This window comes from Pelomonas cellulosilytica (assembly GCF_021353265.1).
GTDB classification, from domain to species: domain Bacteria; phylum Pseudomonadota; class Gammaproteobacteria; order Burkholderiales; family Burkholderiaceae_C; genus Pelomonas; species Pelomonas cellulosilytica.
The window spans coordinates 12,000-30,034 of sequence record NZ_JAJTWU010000003.1 but is presented as its reverse complement, the minus strand read 5'-3'; the positions used below and the strand labels follow the sequence as shown (position 1 = coordinate 30,034).

Annotated in this window: 15 protein-coding genes; 6 read left to right on the top strand and 9 right to left on the bottom strand. The window is 65.7% G+C overall.

The genetic code is table 11. From position 1 onward, the window contains the following. The first annotated feature begins 21 nt into the window (after positions 1–21). Positions 22–489 carry a hypothetical protein gene (locus LXT13_RS07625; RefSeq protein ID WP_233371242.1) on the top strand — a complete coding sequence of 156 codons (468 nt, stop codon included), beginning with the start codon at positions 22–24 and terminating at the stop codon, positions 487–489. 18 nt (positions 490–507) lie between these two features. Here LXT13_RS07625 and LXT13_RS07620 read toward each other — a convergent pair whose 3' ends face one another. Genes LXT13_RS07620 through LXT13_RS28650 form a run of 3 tightly spaced genes read right to left on the bottom strand, consistent with a single transcriptional unit; the run spans position 508 to position 2,782 of the window. After that, on the bottom strand, positions 508–1,299 hold the full coding sequence (locus LXT13_RS07620; protein WP_233371241.1) for a bestrophin-like domain: 792 nt from the start codon (positions 1,297–1,299) through the stop codon (positions 508–510). Further along, the gene (locus tag LXT13_RS07615) at positions 1,290–1,952 is read right to left on the bottom strand and encodes a response regulator (RefSeq protein WP_233371240.1); all 663 of its coding nucleotides are present in this window, start codon (positions 1,950–1,952) and stop codon (positions 1,290–1,292) included. Before LXT13_RS07615 ends, LXT13_RS07620 begins: the two co-directional genes overlap by 10 nt. After that, positions 1,949–2,782 (bottom strand): sensor histidine kinase, encoded by an 834-nt coding sequence (locus tag LXT13_RS28650; protein ID WP_304622804.1) that lies wholly within the window; start codon positions 2,780–2,782, stop codon positions 1,949–1,951. Before LXT13_RS28650 ends, LXT13_RS07615 begins: the two co-directional genes overlap by 4 nt. Before the next feature lie 430 nt (positions 2,783–3,212). Between LXT13_RS28650 and LXT13_RS07605 the strand changes: the two genes are divergently transcribed. From LXT13_RS07605 to LXT13_RS07590, 4 genes are all read left to right on the top strand, one after another. Continuing rightward, the gene (locus LXT13_RS07605; RefSeq protein WP_233371239.1) at positions 3,213–4,772 is read left to right on the top strand and encodes a methyl-accepting chemotaxis protein; all 1,560 of its coding nucleotides are present in this window, start codon (positions 3,213–3,215) and stop codon (positions 4,770–4,772) included. A 178-nt stretch (positions 4,773–4,950) separates the two neighbouring features. Continuing rightward, a complete protein-coding gene (locus tag LXT13_RS07600) occupies positions 4,951–5,166 on the top strand; it encodes an FCD domain-containing protein (protein ID WP_233371238.1) in 216 nt (71 codons plus the stop codon). A gap of 808 nt (positions 5,167–5,974) precedes the next feature. Continuing rightward, positions 5,975–7,843, top strand: a complete 1,869-nt coding sequence (locus tag LXT13_RS07595) for an FAD-binding oxidoreductase (RefSeq protein ID WP_233371237.1) — start codon at positions 5,975–5,977, stop codon at positions 7,841–7,843. Then, on the top strand, positions 7,833–9,218 hold the full coding sequence (locus tag LXT13_RS07590) for a fatty acyl-CoA reductase (protein WP_233371236.1): 1,386 nt from the start codon (positions 7,833–7,835) through the stop codon (positions 9,216–9,218). The genes LXT13_RS07595 and LXT13_RS07590 overlap by 11 nt, the downstream gene beginning before the upstream one ends. On the opposite strand, the gene LXT13_RS07585 is transcribed toward LXT13_RS07590, so the two are convergent. The 3 genes from LXT13_RS07585 to LXT13_RS07575 all read right to left on the bottom strand — a co-directional run bounded on the left by LXT13_RS07585 (position 9,134) and on the right by LXT13_RS07575 (position 12,466). Then, positions 9,134–10,324, bottom strand: a complete 1,191-nt coding sequence (locus LXT13_RS07585) for a hypothetical protein (protein ID WP_233371235.1) — start codon at positions 10,322–10,324, stop codon at positions 9,134–9,136. The two genes, LXT13_RS07590 and LXT13_RS07585, sit on opposite strands and share 85 nt — an antisense overlap. 92 nt (positions 10,325–10,416) lie before the next feature. Further along, positions 10,417–11,457: a fatty acid desaturase family protein gene (locus tag LXT13_RS07580; protein ID WP_233371234.1), complete on the bottom strand. Its 1,041-nt coding sequence runs from the start codon at positions 11,455–11,457 to the stop codon at positions 10,417–10,419. Positions 11,458–11,512: 55 nt separating this feature from the next. Next, positions 11,513–12,466, bottom strand: a complete 954-nt coding sequence (locus LXT13_RS07575; protein WP_233371233.1) for a phosphatidate cytidylyltransferase — start codon at positions 12,464–12,466, stop codon at positions 11,513–11,515. A 282-nt stretch (positions 12,467–12,748) separates the two neighbouring features. Here LXT13_RS07575 and LXT13_RS07570 point away from each other — a divergent pair, with 282 nt between their 5' ends. Then, positions 12,749–13,372 (top strand): CDP-alcohol phosphatidyltransferase family protein, encoded by a 624-nt coding sequence (locus LXT13_RS07570; RefSeq protein ID WP_233371232.1) that lies wholly within the window; start codon positions 12,749–12,751, stop codon positions 13,370–13,372. A gap of 106 nt (positions 13,373–13,478) precedes the next feature. On the opposite strand, the gene LXT13_RS07565 is transcribed toward LXT13_RS07570, so the two are convergent. The 3 genes from LXT13_RS07565 to LXT13_RS07555 form a co-directional block, all read right to left on the bottom strand. Next, positions 13,479–14,756 carry an L-fuconate dehydratase gene (locus LXT13_RS07565; RefSeq protein WP_233371231.1) on the bottom strand — a complete coding sequence of 426 codons (1,278 nt, stop codon included), beginning with the start codon at positions 14,754–14,756 and terminating at the stop codon, positions 13,479–13,481. A gap of 2 nt (positions 14,757–14,758) precedes the next feature. After that, complete coding sequence (locus LXT13_RS07560; RefSeq protein ID WP_233371230.1) at positions 14,759–15,613, bottom strand: ureidoglycolate lyase; 855 nt, start codon at positions 15,611–15,613, stop codon at positions 14,759–14,761. A 307-nt stretch (positions 15,614–15,920) separates the two neighbouring features. After that, a complete protein-coding gene (locus tag LXT13_RS07555; protein WP_233371229.1) occupies positions 15,921–17,969 on the bottom strand; it encodes a beta-galactosidase in 2,049 nt (682 codons plus the stop codon). Between the last annotated feature and the right edge of the window lie 66 nt (positions 17,970–18,035).

Here is an 18,035-nt window from a genome sequence, read left to right as displayed (position 1 = left end):
ACCCCTGCAGAAGGACAAACCATGACCGAAGGCCCAACCAAGTTCTATGTCGTACCTGTACTCGATCTGAAGCTCGACCCGCCGGACTTGCGCGAGAAGGTGGTGACCTGTCGCTACTTCAACGAAAACTGGGATTGGGTGGAAGGCAACGTGCTCACCACAGTCCAGCCAAGTGATGTTGTCAGATTCGTCAACCCGGAGTCGGTGCCTCAGCAGGTGCTGACCTACCTGATGGGACATCGGCGCTGCGTCCCCGACCCGACAGTCTCGCTGTTCGCAGCGACCGCGAAGACGTTGGGTGACACCAACCACCTGCCCAACAATTTCCTTGCGGCACCTGGGGATGGTGGGATGTTCATCGACATCCCCGTGAAAACGCGGCGAGGCGTGGTGCTGGTGTTCCGTCGGCCTCAACGCTCGGATGGCTACGCGACCGAACTGATCGCCACGACGGATCCCGAGATTCAGAACGGCAGCAGCAAAACGTAAGCCTTCCGCGCGCCCGCCTCACGGCGTGCGCGCACTCAGCCGCTGAACGATGCCCAGTGCATCCTCGATTGCCTCTGGCGTGACGCGCTCGCTGCCGAGGAAGGGGCGGTCCATCGTCGCGACGAAGTGGAAGACGAGGGCCAGCGCCGCGGCGACCGCGAACAGCGCGCAGCGGCTGCTCGCCCCCTTCGGTGCAGCCGCGAGGGGCACCAGCGTCAGCAGCGACCCGGCCAGCACGACGATCCACAGCGTACGCGGCACCTTGGCCTTGCTGGCCTGAAGCCGCTCTCGCCGATGGGTCAGCAGGTCGTTGGCCTGCGTCCAGGCTTGGTTCAACAGTGCAGTCTGGCTGCTGGTGGTGGGCTTGAGGTCGCCCAGGGCGGTGAAAAGGCCATCCAGCGCGTCGCGTGTCGACAGGCTAGGTTTGTCCTGCAGCATCGCCGGCCATTCCTGCGTGACAACGCTGCGGCCATACGCGCGCAATCGCTCCCGCGCCAGGCGCGAGGGCGCGGTGTCGTATAGCGACAGCGAGCGGGCCAACTGCGTGATAGCCGTGCCCTCGCGCTGCACGGCGGTGTCTGCGCTGCCGAAGGCCTCCCAGGCTGAGACGGCCGAGAAGGCCAGCAGCAGCGAGTTCATCGTCGCGATGACGCCCAGGGAGGCCAGCACCACGCTGCGATCCAGGTCGGTCACCCGTTCGCGCCAGCGGTCGGGAAAGAGCGCACACAAGGCCTGGGCAGCGACCAGCCAGAGGGCGACCAGTGCCAGCCCCAACACCCAGTTGGGTAGCGTGTAGACGATCAGCGGCACGATGCCACCACCACGGTCAGGCCTTCGCGGATGGCGTACCGTGTCATGCCGGCAATGCCGTGCACACCCAGCTTGTGTGTCACGTTCTCGCGGTGTGTGGCCACCGTCTTGGCGCTGACCTTCAGCCGGTCGGCGATCTCCTGCGTGCTCAGGTCCTCGGCGAACAGTTGCACGATCTCGCGCTCGCGGGCTGTCAGCACCGGGCCCGTCTGGGTGCTCTCGGGCCGAAGCCGTTCGCGGATCTCGTCCACCAGCCCACCCACCAGGCCGGGGCTCAGGTAGATGCGGCCGGCGGCCACCTCGCGGACGGCGGTGTGCAGCTCGTCGCAGGAGGCGTCCTTCAGCACGTAGCCGCTGGCGCCTGCCTGCATGGCGGTCACGACGCTGCGCTGGTCGTCGTGCATCGACAGGCAGATCACGCGCGTCGCGGGCTCATGCGCCACCGCGCGGCGCGTGGCTTCCAGGCCGTTGAGCCCGGGCATCGCAATATCGGTGATCAGCAGTTGCGGCTTCAGCTGACGTACTAGCCTGACGGCAGCGGCACCGTCGGCGGCGAGACCCACGATGTCCAGGCCGGCGTCGCGGGCCAGCAGCGCGCGAAGCCCTTCGCGGACGAGTTGATGGTCGTCGGCCACGACGATGCGGAGTGTCATGGCCTGCTCCTTGGGACGAGGGCACCGGAAGGAGCCGCCGGTTGGGGCGGCAGGCCCAGCGGCAGTGTCAGCGTGGCGCATGTGCCGCGGCCTGGCGCTGACCGCAGCGCCAGGCCGCCGCCCAGCGCATGCAGCTGGGCCTGCACGCTGCGCAGCCCCCAGCCCGATGCAAGCGCTGTGGCATCGCGCGGCAGGCCCCGGCCGTCGTCCCGTACGACGATGCACAGCCGCCCGCCGGCGAGATACGCCCGAATGTGCATCCGGGATGCCCTGGCGTGTTTCTGCACGTTCAGGCCTAGCTCCCTAAGGATTCTGCAAGCCAGCCGTCGGGCAGGCTCGGGCACCGCGGGCATGCCGATTCGCCGCAGCGCTTCGGCATCGAGCCGCACATCCAGAGCGCCATACAGCCGCAGCTCGGCTGTGACGGCCTCCAGCGCTGATGGCAGGTCGTCGTGCCAGTCCGGCGGAGTCAGGCAGGTGGTGAGATGGCGCACGGCGCCTGAGAGTTCGGATAACAGCGAGTCGAAGACGGCTTCGGGGCTGCCGGAGGCGCCGCCGCCATGGTCAAGCCGCCACGCGCCGTAGGCCAGCCGCAACTGCACCAGCAGGCCGCCCAGCCTGTCGTGCAGCAGCAGCGCGAGGCGCTCGCGCTCCTGTTGAGCGAGGTCCGGTGTGGCGGCCGTCGGCGGCGCACGACGCACGCGCCACTGCCGGGCGCCCGCGGGTCGGGCCTTCGGCTGCGGGCCGCGTCGGCGTCTGCCCGCGCGCGATGGCAGGCCGTCACGCGCACTTATAGCCAGTCGGGAAGAGAGGGGGGAGGCGGGGGGCATGGCATCACTCCAGGGCCAGTTCGGGCCAACCTGCGGCCGCAAGCCTCAGGTGGGGTGATGTCGACGCTAGGTGCTGAGAGTTTTGTCGACCTTCCGGAAACCTTCCGGGGGGCGTCCAGCCTTACGGCGTCCGGAAGGTTCATCGTGCGGCCTGCACCGTCGCACGGAGCTCGCGGTTCTCGACGCGCGTCTTGCGCGCTCAAGGCTGTGTTTTTATGGTGTGAGTTGAATCATATTTATCAGATGAAGTCATATTGCACACATGAGATGTCATCTGCTGACGCAGAAGGCATTTGTATCTATACATTGCTGAGCTGCCCTGATGGTGCAGGCTGCGAGTTGCCAGCCGGGGCGCCCGCCGCTGGCTCGATGCCCGCATTCGTCGTATTGCGTCCCGCAGTCCTGGAACGCACAAAAACGAGAAACCTCCATGTCTCAGTCCACCTGGACGTTGAAGAAACGTCTGACCCTGACTTTTGCTGCCATCCTGGCGCTGGCCTGTGTGCTGTTTGGCACCGCGGTCTACAACATCAGCCGCATGCGCGAGGCCACCTCGTGGAACACGCACACCTACCAGGTGCTGGACGCCGGCCAAACCATGCTGCTGAACATGGTTAACATCGAGACCGGTCTGCGCGGCTTTGTCGCCAGCGGCGAGGAACGGTTCCTTGATCCACTCAAGGCCGGCGAGGCGGATTTCGGTCGCGCCATCCAGAAGGCCAAGGAGCTGACATCGGACAACGCCGCCCAGCAGGACCGGCTGGGCAAGCTGATGGACCACCATCGCCAGTTCATGAGCGTCGCGAACTCGCTGATGACGCTGCGCCGCGATGTGACGAGCGGCAAGGCCAAGCTCGAAGATCTGCAGGCGACGTTCAAGGAAGGCCGGGACAAGGCGTCGATGGATGCCTTCCGCGCGGGTGTCGCCGAGTTCATGGGTGAGGAATCCAAGCTGCTCGAGGTCCGGTCCCAGCAGCTTGAGTCGACCAGCGACACCACGTCCAAGGTGCTGATTTTCGGCGGGCTGCTAATGGCCGCACTGACCGTCGCGCTGGGCATGACGGTGATCCGCAGCGTCTTCCGCCAACTGGGTGGTGAGCCCGGCAAGGCGGCGGAACTGGTGGGCGCCGTGGCGCGTGGCGACCTGAGCATCCACATCGACGTCGCGCCCGGCGACACCACCAGCCTCATCGCCCGCCTGGCAGACATGCGCAAGTCGCTGGCCGACGTGGTGTCCGGCGTGCGTAGCAATTCGGAGAGCGTGGCCACCGCCAGCGCTCAGATCTCGCAGGGCAACCTGGACCTGAGCCAGCGCACCGAAGAGCAGGCCAGCGCGCTGCAGCAGACCGCGGCGACGATGGACGAGTTGGGCGCCACCGTGCGGCATACCGCCGACAATGCCCGCCAGGCCAACCAACTGACCGGCGGTGCCTCGTCGGTGGCGGCCCGCGGCGGCGACGTCGTGGGCCAGGTGGTCGACACGATGAAGAACATCAACGAGTCGTCCAAGAAGATTGCGGACATCATCGGCGTCATCGACGGCATCGCTTTCCAGACCAATATCCTGGCGCTGAACGCCGCCGTCGAAGCAGCGCGGGCTGGCGAGCAGGGTCGCGGTTTCGCGGTTGTGGCCGGGGAGGTCCGCACATTGGCCCAACGGAGCGCCGAGGCAGCCAAGGAGATCAAGACGCTGATCACGAACAGCGTCGAGCAGGTAGAGCAAGGCACGACGCTGGTCGACCAGGCCGGGCAGACGATGCAGGAAATCGTCGATGCGATCCGCCGCGTCAGTGACATCGTGGGAGAGATCAGCTCGGCCTGCTCGGAGCAGAGCTCCGGGGTCACGCAGGTCGGCCAGGCCATCTCCCAGATGGACCAGGTCACGCAGCAGAACGCAGCACTCGTGGAAGAAAGCGCAGCCGCCGCGGCCAGCCTAAAGCAGCAAGCCGAGCACCTGCTGTCTTCAGTGGCTGTGTTCAAGGTGGGCTGATCACCCCGCCGTGCCGCAGCGGACCCGTCGGCCGTGAGTGACCCGCGCCGCGCTCAGGCAGCGAACCGATAAAGATCCAGCAATGCAGGCTTCATCGCGATCGAGAACCGCGGCGCTGCGGGCGGCATGTAGGCCGCGTCGCGCACGACGCAGGGCTCGACGAAATGCTCGTGAGGTCGTGGGCGCCGTAGAGGGCGTGATCATCACGCTGGCTGCTGCCCGCGCCACGAAGGCGGCCTTGTCGCGCGTCGAGGCGGCGCTGGACGCGATGCGGCTGGCGGACGCCGATCGACGCGTTCATCTGAGCACTGCCGAGATGGCCGTCAACCCCGTGCCGACAGATCTGGTGGCCGTGCCTATCGACGGACGCCATGCGCCGCTCGCGGCCGCATGAGTGGCCGGGCGGAATCGGCGCACACCTGCCACTCGGCGCCGAAGGCGTCGCATTGATGCTGGGTGGGCAGCCGTTAGAGACAGCCGCCACGCCGGTGGTGGCCGAGGCAGCACAATCGTCGTCACATTACCGCGCCAAGCTGCGGTGGCCCGAACTCGTTGTCGCCGAGATCGTGCAGCTCGCTGAGCGCGGGCCGCCCTGATGCCCTGTCGAGAAGTCGACGGTGAGCCAGTATTCTGGTTAGGCCAATTGGGGCCTTCAGCTTCCTTGCTCGGTCTTGTGCCCAGTGCCATCAGCTAACAGCAGCCCGAATGCGCCAGCGCTTTGGCCATTGCTGCCGATGGGCCAGCAGTGCCTCAGGCGGCTGCTCACCGGTCTGCATGCGTCTGCCGCTGGGTGTGGCTGGGCTGTCGTCGACCGGGCGGCCGCTTTCGGTCAGCTAGCCAAGCGGGTAGCGAACAGTCTTTGCAGGTTTGGCCAACTGTAGAGGCGAGTCATGGAAGGTGCCCGCCACATTCGGTTCGACGGGACGGAGGCTCAGGGTCCCGCAAGATTGGCGCTTCTGTCGGTGTCTCCGCACGCATTGCGGCATGCGAGGGTCAGCCCTTGCCTCCGTGCTCGTGAACCGACCACCCCTTGGTTCGCCCTCGGTGATGACAAGTACCGGAATGATCAGTCGCTTGTCTTGGCATGGCTGGAGGCGCGGCTAGCATCGGCGCCCCTCGGCTACCCCGTGACGGCCAAGCGGCATCGCCGCAGGAGTCTTTCGCGAGCGGGTACCCGATGTATTTGAATCCGCCCAGCGAACATGTCCACCAGCTACGAGTCCCCACCGCCCACCAGTCGGCAAATCCTGAACGAACCGCTCATCGCCGACGATGGCACTGAGAGCCTGACTGTCTGGGGCTTCGATGATTCCCGTTTCGAGCTGCTGCCTGATCGCAGCGTCGTGATGCAAGGCGGGCGCTATGCGCTGAGTCAGCAGAAGATGACCTCTCTGGTCCCCTGGATAGAGGGACTGATGGACATCGAGTTGCGTGCGGATGATCGCCGGGAGTCCTTGCCTAGCGTGCCCGTGCCGGCCAGCCGGGCGACAAGTGGTCAGCTTGCCGCGCTGCGTCAGGTGGTGGGGTCGAGCTGGGTGGTCACCGATGACCGCACACGTCAGCGACACGGTCACGGCCATACCCAGGATGAAATGGCGGCGATCAAGTACGGAGGCGGTATGGATCGGGTGCCGGACGTCGTAGTCTGTCCCGATGCCGAGGATCAGATCCTTGCGTTGATTGAACTGGCGCGTGAGCAGTGCTGGGTGCTGGTGCCCTATGGCGGAGGCACCAACGTGTCCGAGGCGTTGCGCTGTCCGCCCGAGGAGACGCGTTGCATCGTATCGGTGGATATGCGCCGCATGAATCGGCTCATCTGGCTGGATCCCGTCAACCGGATGGCCTGCATCGAGGCTGGCGCGGTGGGGAGACACATCGTGCGGCATCTGGCCAAGCATGGGTTCACGATGGGTCACGAGCCCGACAGCATTGAGTTCTCGACGCTTGGGGGATGGATCGCCACCCACGCCAGCGGCATGAAGAAGAATCGGTACGGCAATATCGAGGACGTCGTGCTCGACGTGCACCTCGCGACCCGTCACGGACTCGTCAGCCGCCGCCATGCCTCTCCGCGAGAGTCCTGCGGCATGGATCCTCGCCTGCTGGCTTTCGGCAGTGAAGGCAACGTCGGTATCGTCACCCGCGCTGTCGTGCGCTTGCACCCGTTGCCGCCTGTCCAGCGCTACGACTCGTATGTGTTCAAGGACTTCGAGTCGGGTGTTGCATTCATGCGGGCGGCCTCCGACCGTGGCTCGGTGCCGGCGAGCCTGCGCCTCGTGGATAACGCGCAGTTCCAGTTTGGCCAAGCGCTCAAGGGCGCACCCGCCTCCGGGTTGGCGCGGCTGAAGTCGCGCCTGGAGAAGTGGTTCGTGCTGAGTGTGCTCGGATACGACGCCGACCGCATGGTCGCATGCACGGTCGTCCACGAAGGAGAGGCTGGCGAAGTCAGCGGGCAGGCCCATGCACTCAGACAGCTCGCCCGACGGCACGGTGGCATGCGTGGTGGCGCAGAGAATGGCCAGCGTGGATACCAGCTGACGTTCGCGATTGCCTATATCCGCGACTTCATCATGCGGCACCACATGATTGCGGAGTCCTTCGAGACGTCGGTGGCATGGTCGCAGGCGCCTCAGCTTTGTGAGCAGGTCAAGGCCCGCGTGCGCCGTGCGCATGCTGCGCGAGGGCTGCCCGGGCTTCCCTTCGTCAGCTGCCGCGTCACGCAGGTCTATCCGACCGGCGTGTGCATCTATTTCTATCTGGCGATCTATGCGAAGGGCGTCGAAGATGCGCATGCCCTCTACGCCGAGCTTGAGCATGAGGCGCGAGAGGAAATCCTCGCCTGCGGCGGCTCGCTGTCCCACCATCACGGCATCGGCAAGCTGCGCGCCGGCTTCCTGGGTGTCACCTTGAGTCGTGCTGAAGTCGCACTGCGCCAGCAACTGTTCGACAGCCTCGATCCTCAAGCCATCTTCGGGTTGCGCAATCAGGGGCGCAGAGCGCCGGGGCCTTTGCCCTCTCCGTCGTCGACTGTCCAGCCTGCAGCCGAACCCTCCATCGCCCATGTCCGTTAAGTCCTTCCCGCCGCGCGCCCGGGCTGTGCTGCTGACCGGTGCAACCGGCTTTCTCGGTAAGGTTGTGCTCGCTGATCTCGTGCGTCACCGTGAGGTGCTCGGGCTGTCGGCCATCTATGTACTGATCCGGCCCAAGAAGGGGCGCACGGCAGCCGAGCGTTTCAACGAGCAACTGTTGACCTCGGAAGCGTTCCGCGAGTTCGAACCAGGTTGGCATCGGGATGTCGTCGCGGTGCCTGGTGACGTGGCCCGGCCTCTGTTGGGGCTGGAGGCCGATATGCTCGCGAGGCTGAAGCGCGAGCTGACTCACATCGTGCACTGCGCCGCGTCGGTGGACTTCAACCTGCCACTGAAAGAGGCCCTTCAGGCTAATGTCCGCAGCACGCTAGAGGTCCAGTCCCTCGCTGAGCAATGTCAGTCCTTGCCGCATCTGCTCAGCGTTTCCACCGCTTATGTGCAGCCGCATCGCGAGGGCGTGCTGCAGCAAACCCTGCAGCCGCTGCCTGAAGGCACGGGCGGTGCCGAGGCGTTGCTGGCTGCGATCGACGCCGGTCAGCTGGACGAGGCGCAGGCGTTGGCCTTGTGCGGACACCCGAACACCTACACCTTCACCAAGTGCCTCGCCGAACACTTGCTGCTTGCTCGCCGCGCCCGAGTGCCGGTCACGTTGCTGCGCCCCAGCATCATTTCGGTGGCCCAGCAGTTCCCGCATCCGGGCTGGATCGACAGCTCGGCTGCTCTGGCCGGTTTCGTGCTGTGCCTGGCAGCGGGCTACCTGCGCGTGGTCTCAGGTGATCGCCGCGCGCAGCTCGACGTGGTGCCTGTTGATCAGGTCGCATCCATGATCCGTCAGCATGCATTCGATGTCGCGCCAGAGGCGGGTTCAGCCATCGTGCACGCAGTCGCCGGCCGGCCTCGCAACTTGCCGCTGGACAGATTCGCCGAACTTGCCGTGGAGTACTTCAAGCGTCATCCGCAGCAGCGCTCCGTCCAGTTGAAAGCGTTTGACCGCCACACCCGATGGCGTGAATTGCAGCACTGGTGGTATCACCTGCTGCCGTTGCGGCTGGCCGGGCGGTGGGCCCGGCTCACGCGAAACCCGATCGTTGGTCGACAGGCCGCTCGGCTTGAAAAGGTGCTGGAGAGCGTGTTCCGCTCCTTTCAGTACTTCACGCACAGGACCTATCAATTTGAGCTGTCGCCACACGCTGCCTTTGACATGCCGCGTGACCAATATATCCGTCTCGTGTGCGAAGGCACCCGGCGGCACCTGCTTCACAAGCTGCAGCCTCAAGCTGCGCGAAGCGCTCCGGGAGGCGTGCCCGCCCATCGAGTGGCGAACAGCGTCAGCAGCAGCGACGACGCCAGCAGGTAGCCTGCAACGCTCGTCGATAGTGATGGCGCGGTGCGCGAGGACCCCGCCGCAAGAGCCGCGAGCACAGCGAAGGCTAGCAGTGTGGCCCAGCGTGGCATCCGGTTGTAGCGGGAGACCATCTCGGGCCGACCTTCATCCAATGCCAGCCGAGTGACGTGGTTCCGGTAACCCATCATGAATAGGCCGAACGCAGCGCCCAGTGCGACACTGGCCACGCCCTGCGTCCACCATGAGCCGACCGCTGCGGCGCCCGGCGAGCACAGACATGCCGCCGCCACCGCGAGGGTGGCCGGTGCGACACGCAGCCAGCCGATGCGTGGCTGCCAGCGGCGCCATTGGACGAGGCCGTTGCACAGCATGGCTGCTGCGTAGACCAGCGACACCAGCACCCAAGCCCGCTCCATGGCTTGCGGCTGAACCAGCAGGTCGCGCAGTAGAAATGGCGCTGCACTGGCCAGTACGCAGTAGTTGGCGTACACGACAACGCCGGCGGCCCAGAGCCTGCGCTCTGCCCAGGACATGGAGGCGCCGCTCGGGGGGCGAGCTCGCTGCTCGCCGCAAAGCTTGGCCGCCTGGCTGCGCAAACGAAGCTGCGTGTGCGCAGGAGACTGCGCAGCCTGCTGAACTGCCGGTGATTCAGTGGCGAGCAACCGCCATCCGCTCAAGGCCACTATCGAGGCCAGAGCCAGCATCAATAGTGCAGCGCCCCAGCCTCCCGGAGTGACCACGCTGAAGGCACACGGCGCGAGCAGCATGCCGACAAAGCGCAGTAGTGAGATACACAGATCATTGCTGACCCGTTCGTCAAAGCCTGCCTGCTCCACCGACCTTGCATCGAACTCCTGCATCAGCAAACTGGTGCTGAAGCACAGCACCCACATCAGCACGGCAAAGCCGGGAGCGCCGGACACTGCGTCGGTACCTGCCAGCAGTAGCGACGTGGCAAACACGGGCCAGCCGAGCCAGAGTGCGGCGCGCGTATTGGCTCCCGGTCCGAATTCGCTCCAGGACAGCCCCAGCAACGCGGCCACGGCGCCGCCGAGCAGCACAACGGAAGTCCACAGTGCTTCCTGTGGATGACGCCAGAAATGGTGCTGGGCAAACACCGTGATCGCCGCAGTGTTGGCGAACGAAAACGACAGGAAGCCAAGGTTGCGGGCCCAGCGCTGCCGGGATGCTGTCCAGCGGCGCCCCGCTGTCATGTGCGCGGCGCCTGGGTGCGTGGTGGGTCCACGTGGAAATCAAGTACGCGCATGTAGCAGTGCCAAAAGGGCGCTTCGTGGTACGGGAGTCCACGTGCTCGCACAAAGTCGCGAACGTAGGGGGCTGCGCGATGCAGATGATGGCGGGGCAGATGAGGGAAGAGGTGGTGCTCGAGCTGCTTTTCTAGTCCGCCGAAGACATAGTGTGTCCACCAGCCCCCGGCGTAGTTGCGAGTGGTTCGGGCCTGCAGGCTGGCCATATCGAGCTCGCGGGCCTGTTCTGGCGTGAAGGTCTCCAAGTCGTAGTGATTGCCTGCAAACGCCGAGTTCAAATAGATCATGCCCAGGTGCGTGTGCAGCAGGAACAGCAACACGCCCTGCCAGACCCCTGCCAGGCAGATGAAGCCCCCAAGCTGCAGCCCCAAGCCGATGATCACGGCCGTCAGCTCCGCCGCAAAGCGGTCTCGGTAGTGCCGATTGCAGTAGTAGCCATCGCGCAGCCCCATGAACAGTAGCGAGGCAGGCAGATAGATGCCGCGATAGCGGGTGAACAGGAACAGTCCCATCCAAGCCCGCCACCGCGAGCTGTACCGCCGCGTGGGATCCCAACGCTCGCGCTGGTCCCAGTCTTCGCCGAGCACATTGGTGCGGGCGTGATGACGGTTGTGCCCATGCCGCCAGCCGCTGGGAAATTCACCGAGCACGCCTGCGACGAGGGCGGCGAACCAGCGGTTGGCCTTGATGCCGGGCCAACTGCCGCCGTGCGCTGCGTCATGCATCAACCAGCCGTTGCGATAGAAAAGGAAGCTGCCGACGGCAAACATGGGTGCCGCAGCCCACGGCGCTCCGGCCCGCATCAGCTGGCGTGCCACGAGAAACGCCAGCACGCTGCCCAGCAGATTCGCGACCAGTTCGGCCACGGCACGCAGCGGCTTGCGCTCGAAGCAGCCAGCGGCTTCAAGCTGTGCGCGCAGCGCAGTCAGCGATGACGCGGCCGACTGGTCTGTCGGCGCTTGCGGGAAGGGTTGAATCCCCATTGTTATTTTTGGCATTCGTGCGAAATCGGGTCTGTGAAGTTCTATTGGGCTCTGTCTAGGCGGTCACCTGCATGAGCGCCCAGAACCAGGGCGCCACAAAAATCATGCTGTCGCAGCGATCCAGCACGCCGCCCTGTCCGGGAAGAACGGAGCCTGTGTCTTTGACGCCGATGTCGCGTTTCCAGCAGGAGACGAGCAGGTCTCCAATCAGCCCCAGGACGACCATGGAAAACGCCAGCAGCACGCAGGCCCAGGTGGGAAGAGCCAACAACGAAGGGCCAAGTGCCGCACCCAGTGCGGCACAGACGCCTGCCGCAAACGCCACGCCCTCCCAGGTCTTGCCAGGGCTGATGGACGGGGCCAGGGCATGGCGGCCCCAAAGCTTGCCGCCCACGTATTGCATGCCATCGGAGAAGATGATCAACACAAAGAAGAAGCAGCCCTGACCTGGCCCCCCGTAAGGCCGGCCGGCGGGGGCCTGCAACACCAGCAGGCAGACGAAAAGGAACAGCGTGAGGCACGCGTTGATAACTAGGATCAGACCTCCGACTCGTGCGAGGAACTGTGCCGGGCCCGCGGTCAGCATGTGCACCGGGGCGAGGAGAAGGCTGGTGTAGATCAAGCACAGGACAAGAGCCAACGGACCCTGACCTGCGGCCGCCAACGCATGCGCCACCACGCTCAGCAGTCCTGCGAGGACGCCGTGAAGGCGCCGGTGGGCGGTGGGCAGTGGCAACAGCCTCATGCCCTCGCGAAGCAGTGCCAGTGAGGTGAGCATGCACGTCACCCAGGTCAAGGCGGGCCCCAGAAGTACGGTCAGGGCCGCAATCAGGATGACGGGGAGCCAGGACTGCACGGCTTGCTGGACGCGGGGTTGGTTCCGAAGTGAAGGGTGCAGCCGTGTGACCGCGATAGCGGCGGTGATGGCGATCAGGCCACCGCCCACGAGGGTCCAGAGCGTGCCCGGCGCAGGCGAAAACCGCCAGATCGCTGAGAAGTTATTGATCAAGAGAGCGTCTGCCCGGAAAGAAAAACCCGGGATCATGCCCAAGGCCACGGATGCGCCGGCACAACTGACTCCGCTCGTTTGCTCGGGCTGCGCAATCTGACCGCAAACTGCATCTGGAGCCGCTATGGCGTGCTTCATACTTCGCGCCCGTCGAACGCGTGGAGCTCCATCCCATCCCGAGTGCTGACAGAGGCTCAACGACGTCGGCGTCCCATCACGAATTGAAGAGCCAAACTGCCGTCAGGTGCCGTCTGGCGGTGCTGTCGTACATGCCTTGCCCTCATGCCCAGCCTTGCTTTCTTGCCAAACCTTCTAACGCTGGGGTCGGTCGTCTCCGCAGTGATCGGCCTGTTGTCTCTGAGCCGGCCAGGCGGTGTGGCCGCAACCGCGGTGGCGATGCTTTGTCTGTCGGTCTGCCTGGTCTGCGATGTGCTGGATGGGAAGCTCGCCCGTAAGTTGGGGCTTTCTTCGCCGATGGGCGCGCAACTCGACAGCCTGGCAGACCTGCTGGCTTTCGGGGTTCTGCCGGCCTTTGCTGCGGCCCGGGCCATGCGGCCGACCTGGGAGCCTGACGCCCAGGTGTCACTCGTGACAGCCGCCTTCGTAGTGGCCGTCGTGGTGCGGCTCGCTCGTTATTCGGAGGTCGGCCTGATTCGCAATCGATTCGGTGAATGCTTTGTTGGCCTGCCCAGTTCCGTGGCCGCTATCGTGCTGATGGCGGCTTTGGTCGCACAGGAACAGCTGCATTGGCCTTCGGCCATGCTCGGGGCAGTCGCGTTGGTGCTGGCTCTGCTCATGAACATGCGATTTCCGTTTCCGAAGCGTGGGGTGGGTTTCTATCCTTGGGTGCTGCTTGTGCCCGTACTGCTGGCCATCGTCTGGTGGCCGGTCATGCGGGCTGGGTGACGCGTCGTTGAGTTGTCGCCCCATGCCCTTCGGCAAGCGACGGATGAAGTGCGCCGGAAATTCAGGTTAGGCGGCTCCAGGTGGCGGTGTCGTGGCACGGGTCGCTTCACGACCCGAAGGTGTAAGCCTTCAGCGATGCCTGCTTCATCGTGATCGAGAAACCCGGCGCTGCGGGCGGCATGTAGGCCGCGTCGCGGACCACGCAGGGGTCGACGAAATGCTCGTGCAGGTGGTCGACATACTCGATGACGCGGCCTTCACGGGTGCCGGCAATGCAGAGGTAGTCGATCATCGACAGGTGCTGCACGTACTCGCACAGCCCCACGCCGCCGGCGTGCGGGCACACGGGCAGGTCCAGCTTGGCGGCCATCAGCATGACGGCCAGGATTTCGTTAACGCCGCCCAGCCGGCAGCTGTCGATTTGCACCACGTCGATGGCGCCGCGCATCATGAATTGCTTGAACAGGATGCGGTTCTGGCACATCTCGCCTGTGGCGACCTTCATCGGCCGGACCGCCTCGCGGATGGCACGATGGCCCTCCACGTCGTCGGGGCTGGTCGGTTCCTCGATGAACCAGGGCCTTGCGAAGGCCAGATCCTTCAGCCAGTCGATGGCCACCGGCACGTCCCAGACCTGGTTCGCGTCGATCATCAGCTGGCGGTCCGGCCCCAGCACCTCCCGCGCAATTCGCAGCCGGCGGATGTCGTCGGCGCGGTCGCGGCCGACCTTCAGCTTGACGTGGTTGAAGCCGGCGTCCACGGCCTGCTGGCACAGCCGGCGCAGCTTGTCGTCCGGATAGCCCAGCCAGCCGGCCGACGTCGTGTAGCAGGGGTAGCCCTCGCGCTGCAGCGTGGCGATGCGCTCGGCCTTGCCCTCGGCGGCGCGAGTCAGCAGCGCCAGCGCTTCGTCGGGCGTGATGCAGTCGGTGATGTAGCGGAAGTCGATACAGCGCACCAGCTCCGCGGGGCTCATGTCGGCCACGAGCCGCCAGACGGGTTTGCCTTCGGCCTTGGCCCACAGGTCCCACACCGCGTTGACGACGGCGCCGGTGGCAAGGTGGATGGCGCCCTTGTCTGGACCGATCCAGCGCAGCTGGCTGTCCGATGTGACGTGCCGCCAGAATCGGCCCATGTCGGCGGCAATCCAGCCCAACTCCAGCCCCACGACGAGGTGGCGCATCGCCTCGATGGCGGCACAGCAGATCTCGTTGCCGCGGCCGATGGTGAACGTCAGGCCGTGGCCTTCGAGCCCAGGCGCGTCGGTCTCGAGGATGACGTAGGCGGCCGAGTAATCCGGGTCCGGGTTCATCGCGTCCGAGCCGTCGAGCAGCCGTGACGTGGGGAAGCGCACGTCCACCGTGCGCAGGCTGGTGATGCGCGCCATGGTCAGGCGGCGACGGTTTTCTGCGTCTGCACGCCCAGGCCCTGGATGCCGAGCTTCATCGTCTGGCCGGGTCGCAGGTAGACCGGCGGCTTCTGGCCCAGACCCACACCGGGCGGCGTGCCGGTTGAGATGACGTCGCCCGGCTGCAGGCTCATGAATCGGCTGAGGTAGCTGACGATCTGCGCGACGGTGAACACCATCGTGCGCGTGTTGCCGTTCTGGTAGCGGTGGCCGTCGACCTCCAGCCAGAGGTCCAGCTGCTGCGGGTCGGGCACCTCGTCGGCCGTCACCAACCAGGGGCCGAGGGGACCAAAGGTGTCGCAGCCCTTGCCCTTGTCCCACTGCGTGCCGCGCTCCAGTTGCCATTCGCGCTCAGACACGTCGTTGACGACGCAATAGCCCGCCACGTGGTTCATCGCCTCCGCTTCGCTGATGTAGCGCCCGCCCTGGCCGATGACGACGCCCAGCTCCACCTCCCAGTCAGTCTTGACCGAGCCGCGCGGGATCTGCACGTTGTCGTCGGGGCCGCAGATCGCGCTGGTCCATTTCGCGAAGACGACGGGCTCAGTGGGAACCGGCAGACCGGATTCCGCCGCGTGGTCGGCGTAATTGAGGCCGATGCAGATGAATTTGCCGACGCGACCGACGCAGGGCCCCAGACGCAGGTCCCGCTGAGGCACGCCCGAGACGAGCGGCAGCGTGGTCTCGTCGATGCCGCGCAGGCGGTCCAGCCCGGCGGGCGTGAGCACCTCGGTGGCGATGTCGCCGACATGCTGGGAGAGGTCGCGCACGCGGCCCAGGGCGTCGAGCAGCCCCGGGCGTTCCTGGCCGGGCGAGCCGTAGCGGAGGAGTTTCATTGGATCAGGGGTAAGGAGGGGGACGGGGGCGAACGCGACAGCGTGGTAGCGTTCAATGGTCTTACCAGTGTAGCAAGTTCGCCGCTGAACCCGTGTTTTGGTTAGGCCAATTGATAGGGCGCGTGACGTTACCTTCGCTCTTCGGACTGAAGGTTTGCACTCCATCTTGTCGATGGCGAAATCCGCATGTCCGCCACCATGGTAGCGTGAACAATGCTGCAGCCGTGGTGCCCTGCAGCAGTGCCGGCCGATCAGTTGGGCGCCGCGATGGACACATCGCACGACGCCGCGTCGCCGCCGCCTCGGGTCACCGCTCCAGCAACTCGGCGCCCCGTGCCTCCAGCCGCAGGCTGCCGGTCCAGCGCTTGCTGCTCAGCACGCTTTTGAACGTGCCGTCGATGGCGACCTCGACGGGCGTGGCGTGCGTGTTCACATAGAACACCCGGCCGTCTACCACCCGCGCAAACACGCCGTCAGGCGTGCTGGGGCCGGGCGCTATGCCGAGGTCGGCGCAGAGCCGGCGCAGCAGCGGCCGCATGATCGCGGGTTGGGCCGGCGTGGCGACGTAGACCGCGCGACCCTTGCCGAAGGCGTGGACGGTGATGGCCGGCGGTTGGCCGTCGAGGTCGGTGAAGCGTGCCAGGACCTCGGCGCCGGCTGGTTCCAGCAGCTCGTAGTGCTCGATCGTGCTCCGGATCTCCTCATCGCCCAGCTTCATCGTGCCGGCCACGTCGTAGAACTCATGGGTCTGCAGGCCGAAGACGTCAGTCAGGCCGCCCGGCAATGGCGTGGCGTGCCACTGGTTGTTGTCGTTCACCTTGGCCGACTGGGCAGTCATGACGACGGTCCCGCCGTCGGCGACGAACTTGCGCACGGCTTCGGTGGAAGCCTTGTCCAGCAGGTACATGCCAGGCAGCACGATGAGGCGGTAGCGGCTCAGGTCCTCGTAGGACAGCTTGATGATGGCGACGTCGATGTTGTCCTTGAGCAGCGGCTCGAACGCACCATGAGCCTGCTTTAGGTAGGACGTCTTCAGGTATTGGCGCGAGGTGTTGGACGGACCGTTGGCGCTGTGAGCGGCCGTGTTGTCGAAGGCATAGGCGATGGCCACCTTGGGCGCCACGTGGCGCGGAAAGCCGAGCTTCTCGAGCCGGGCGTAGTCCTTGGCGATCTGGGCCCACTCGTCCAGCTTCCACGAGGGGCGGTCGTCGTGGTCGAGCAGGCCCATCAGCACCTGCTCCTCGCCGCCGAGATGGCTGTTAAAGGTCCAGGCCAGCACGGCCTGGCCGCCCATCAGCAGCACGAAATTGGCCCACATGCGCGACCAGCCCTTGCTGCCATAGGCACCGCCCCCGCCCGCGGTGAACTCGTTGAACCAGGTAGGCGTGCTCATGCCGCCCTTGATGAGCGTCGCCTCCCAGGCGCCGCCCACCGGTTCACCGGCATAGAAGCCCATCGCGCCGAAGGTGGCGTGCTGGCGGTAGCTGCCCAGGTAGTCGAAGCCCTTGCGGCCCGACCAGTCCCAGTAGTTGGACAGTGCAGGCTTGTCAGGCGTGTTCCGGCGGCGCACGGCCTCGAGGTCATCCAGCGTCGCGACGGTCAGGTCGGACCAGAAGCGGCGCAGGTCCAGGTAGCGCTCGGCGGGCCCAGGGCCCTCGGCATAGGGCAGGCGCACCTCGTCCCAGGTGCCGATGCGGCGCGACCAGCGCTGCGTGGCCCAGGCCTTGTTCAGCGCCTCGGTGCTGCCGTAGCGCTTCTTCAACCAACCCACGAAGCGCTGGCGGTCGGCCTCGGCGTACGACATGAAGCCGTTGCCGATCTCGTTGTCATAGCCCACAGCCAGCAGCGCCGGATGCCGGGCGTAGCGCCGGGTCAGCGTGTCGGCCATGCGCGCGGCCAGGCGCCGGTAGTCGGGGTCGCCGATGTTGTCCATATAGCGCTCGGCCGGCGCCAGCCGCGTGCCAGCCTGGTTCGTGATGTCGACGCCCGGGTAGCGGTGGTGCAGCCACATCGGCGCAGGTAGGCCGGGAATGTCGAGGATGACCCGGATGCCGGCGGCGTGCATCTCGTCCATGACCGCGTCGAAGTGCCTGAAATCGAATCGACCCTCCGCAGGTTCAAAGTAGTCCCAGGCCAGGTCGCCCATGCGCACGACCTTGAAGCCGGACTGCTTCATCAGGCCGACATCGCGCTTGACTTGGTCCAGGCTGCGATCCACCGGCTGGTAGTTCACGCCGACGAAGAGCTGTCCGGCGCCGGGCCAGTCGGGCCGGCCTTCGGGACTTCGCGCACTCTGGGCCTGCACGCCACCCAGTGCCGATGCGACAAGTGTGCAGGCCAGCAAGACCTTCTTCATGGGATTCATTTGAAAACCTCGGTTCAAGGACGGCACGTGGTCGGCTCATCGGCCACGCGGCGCTGC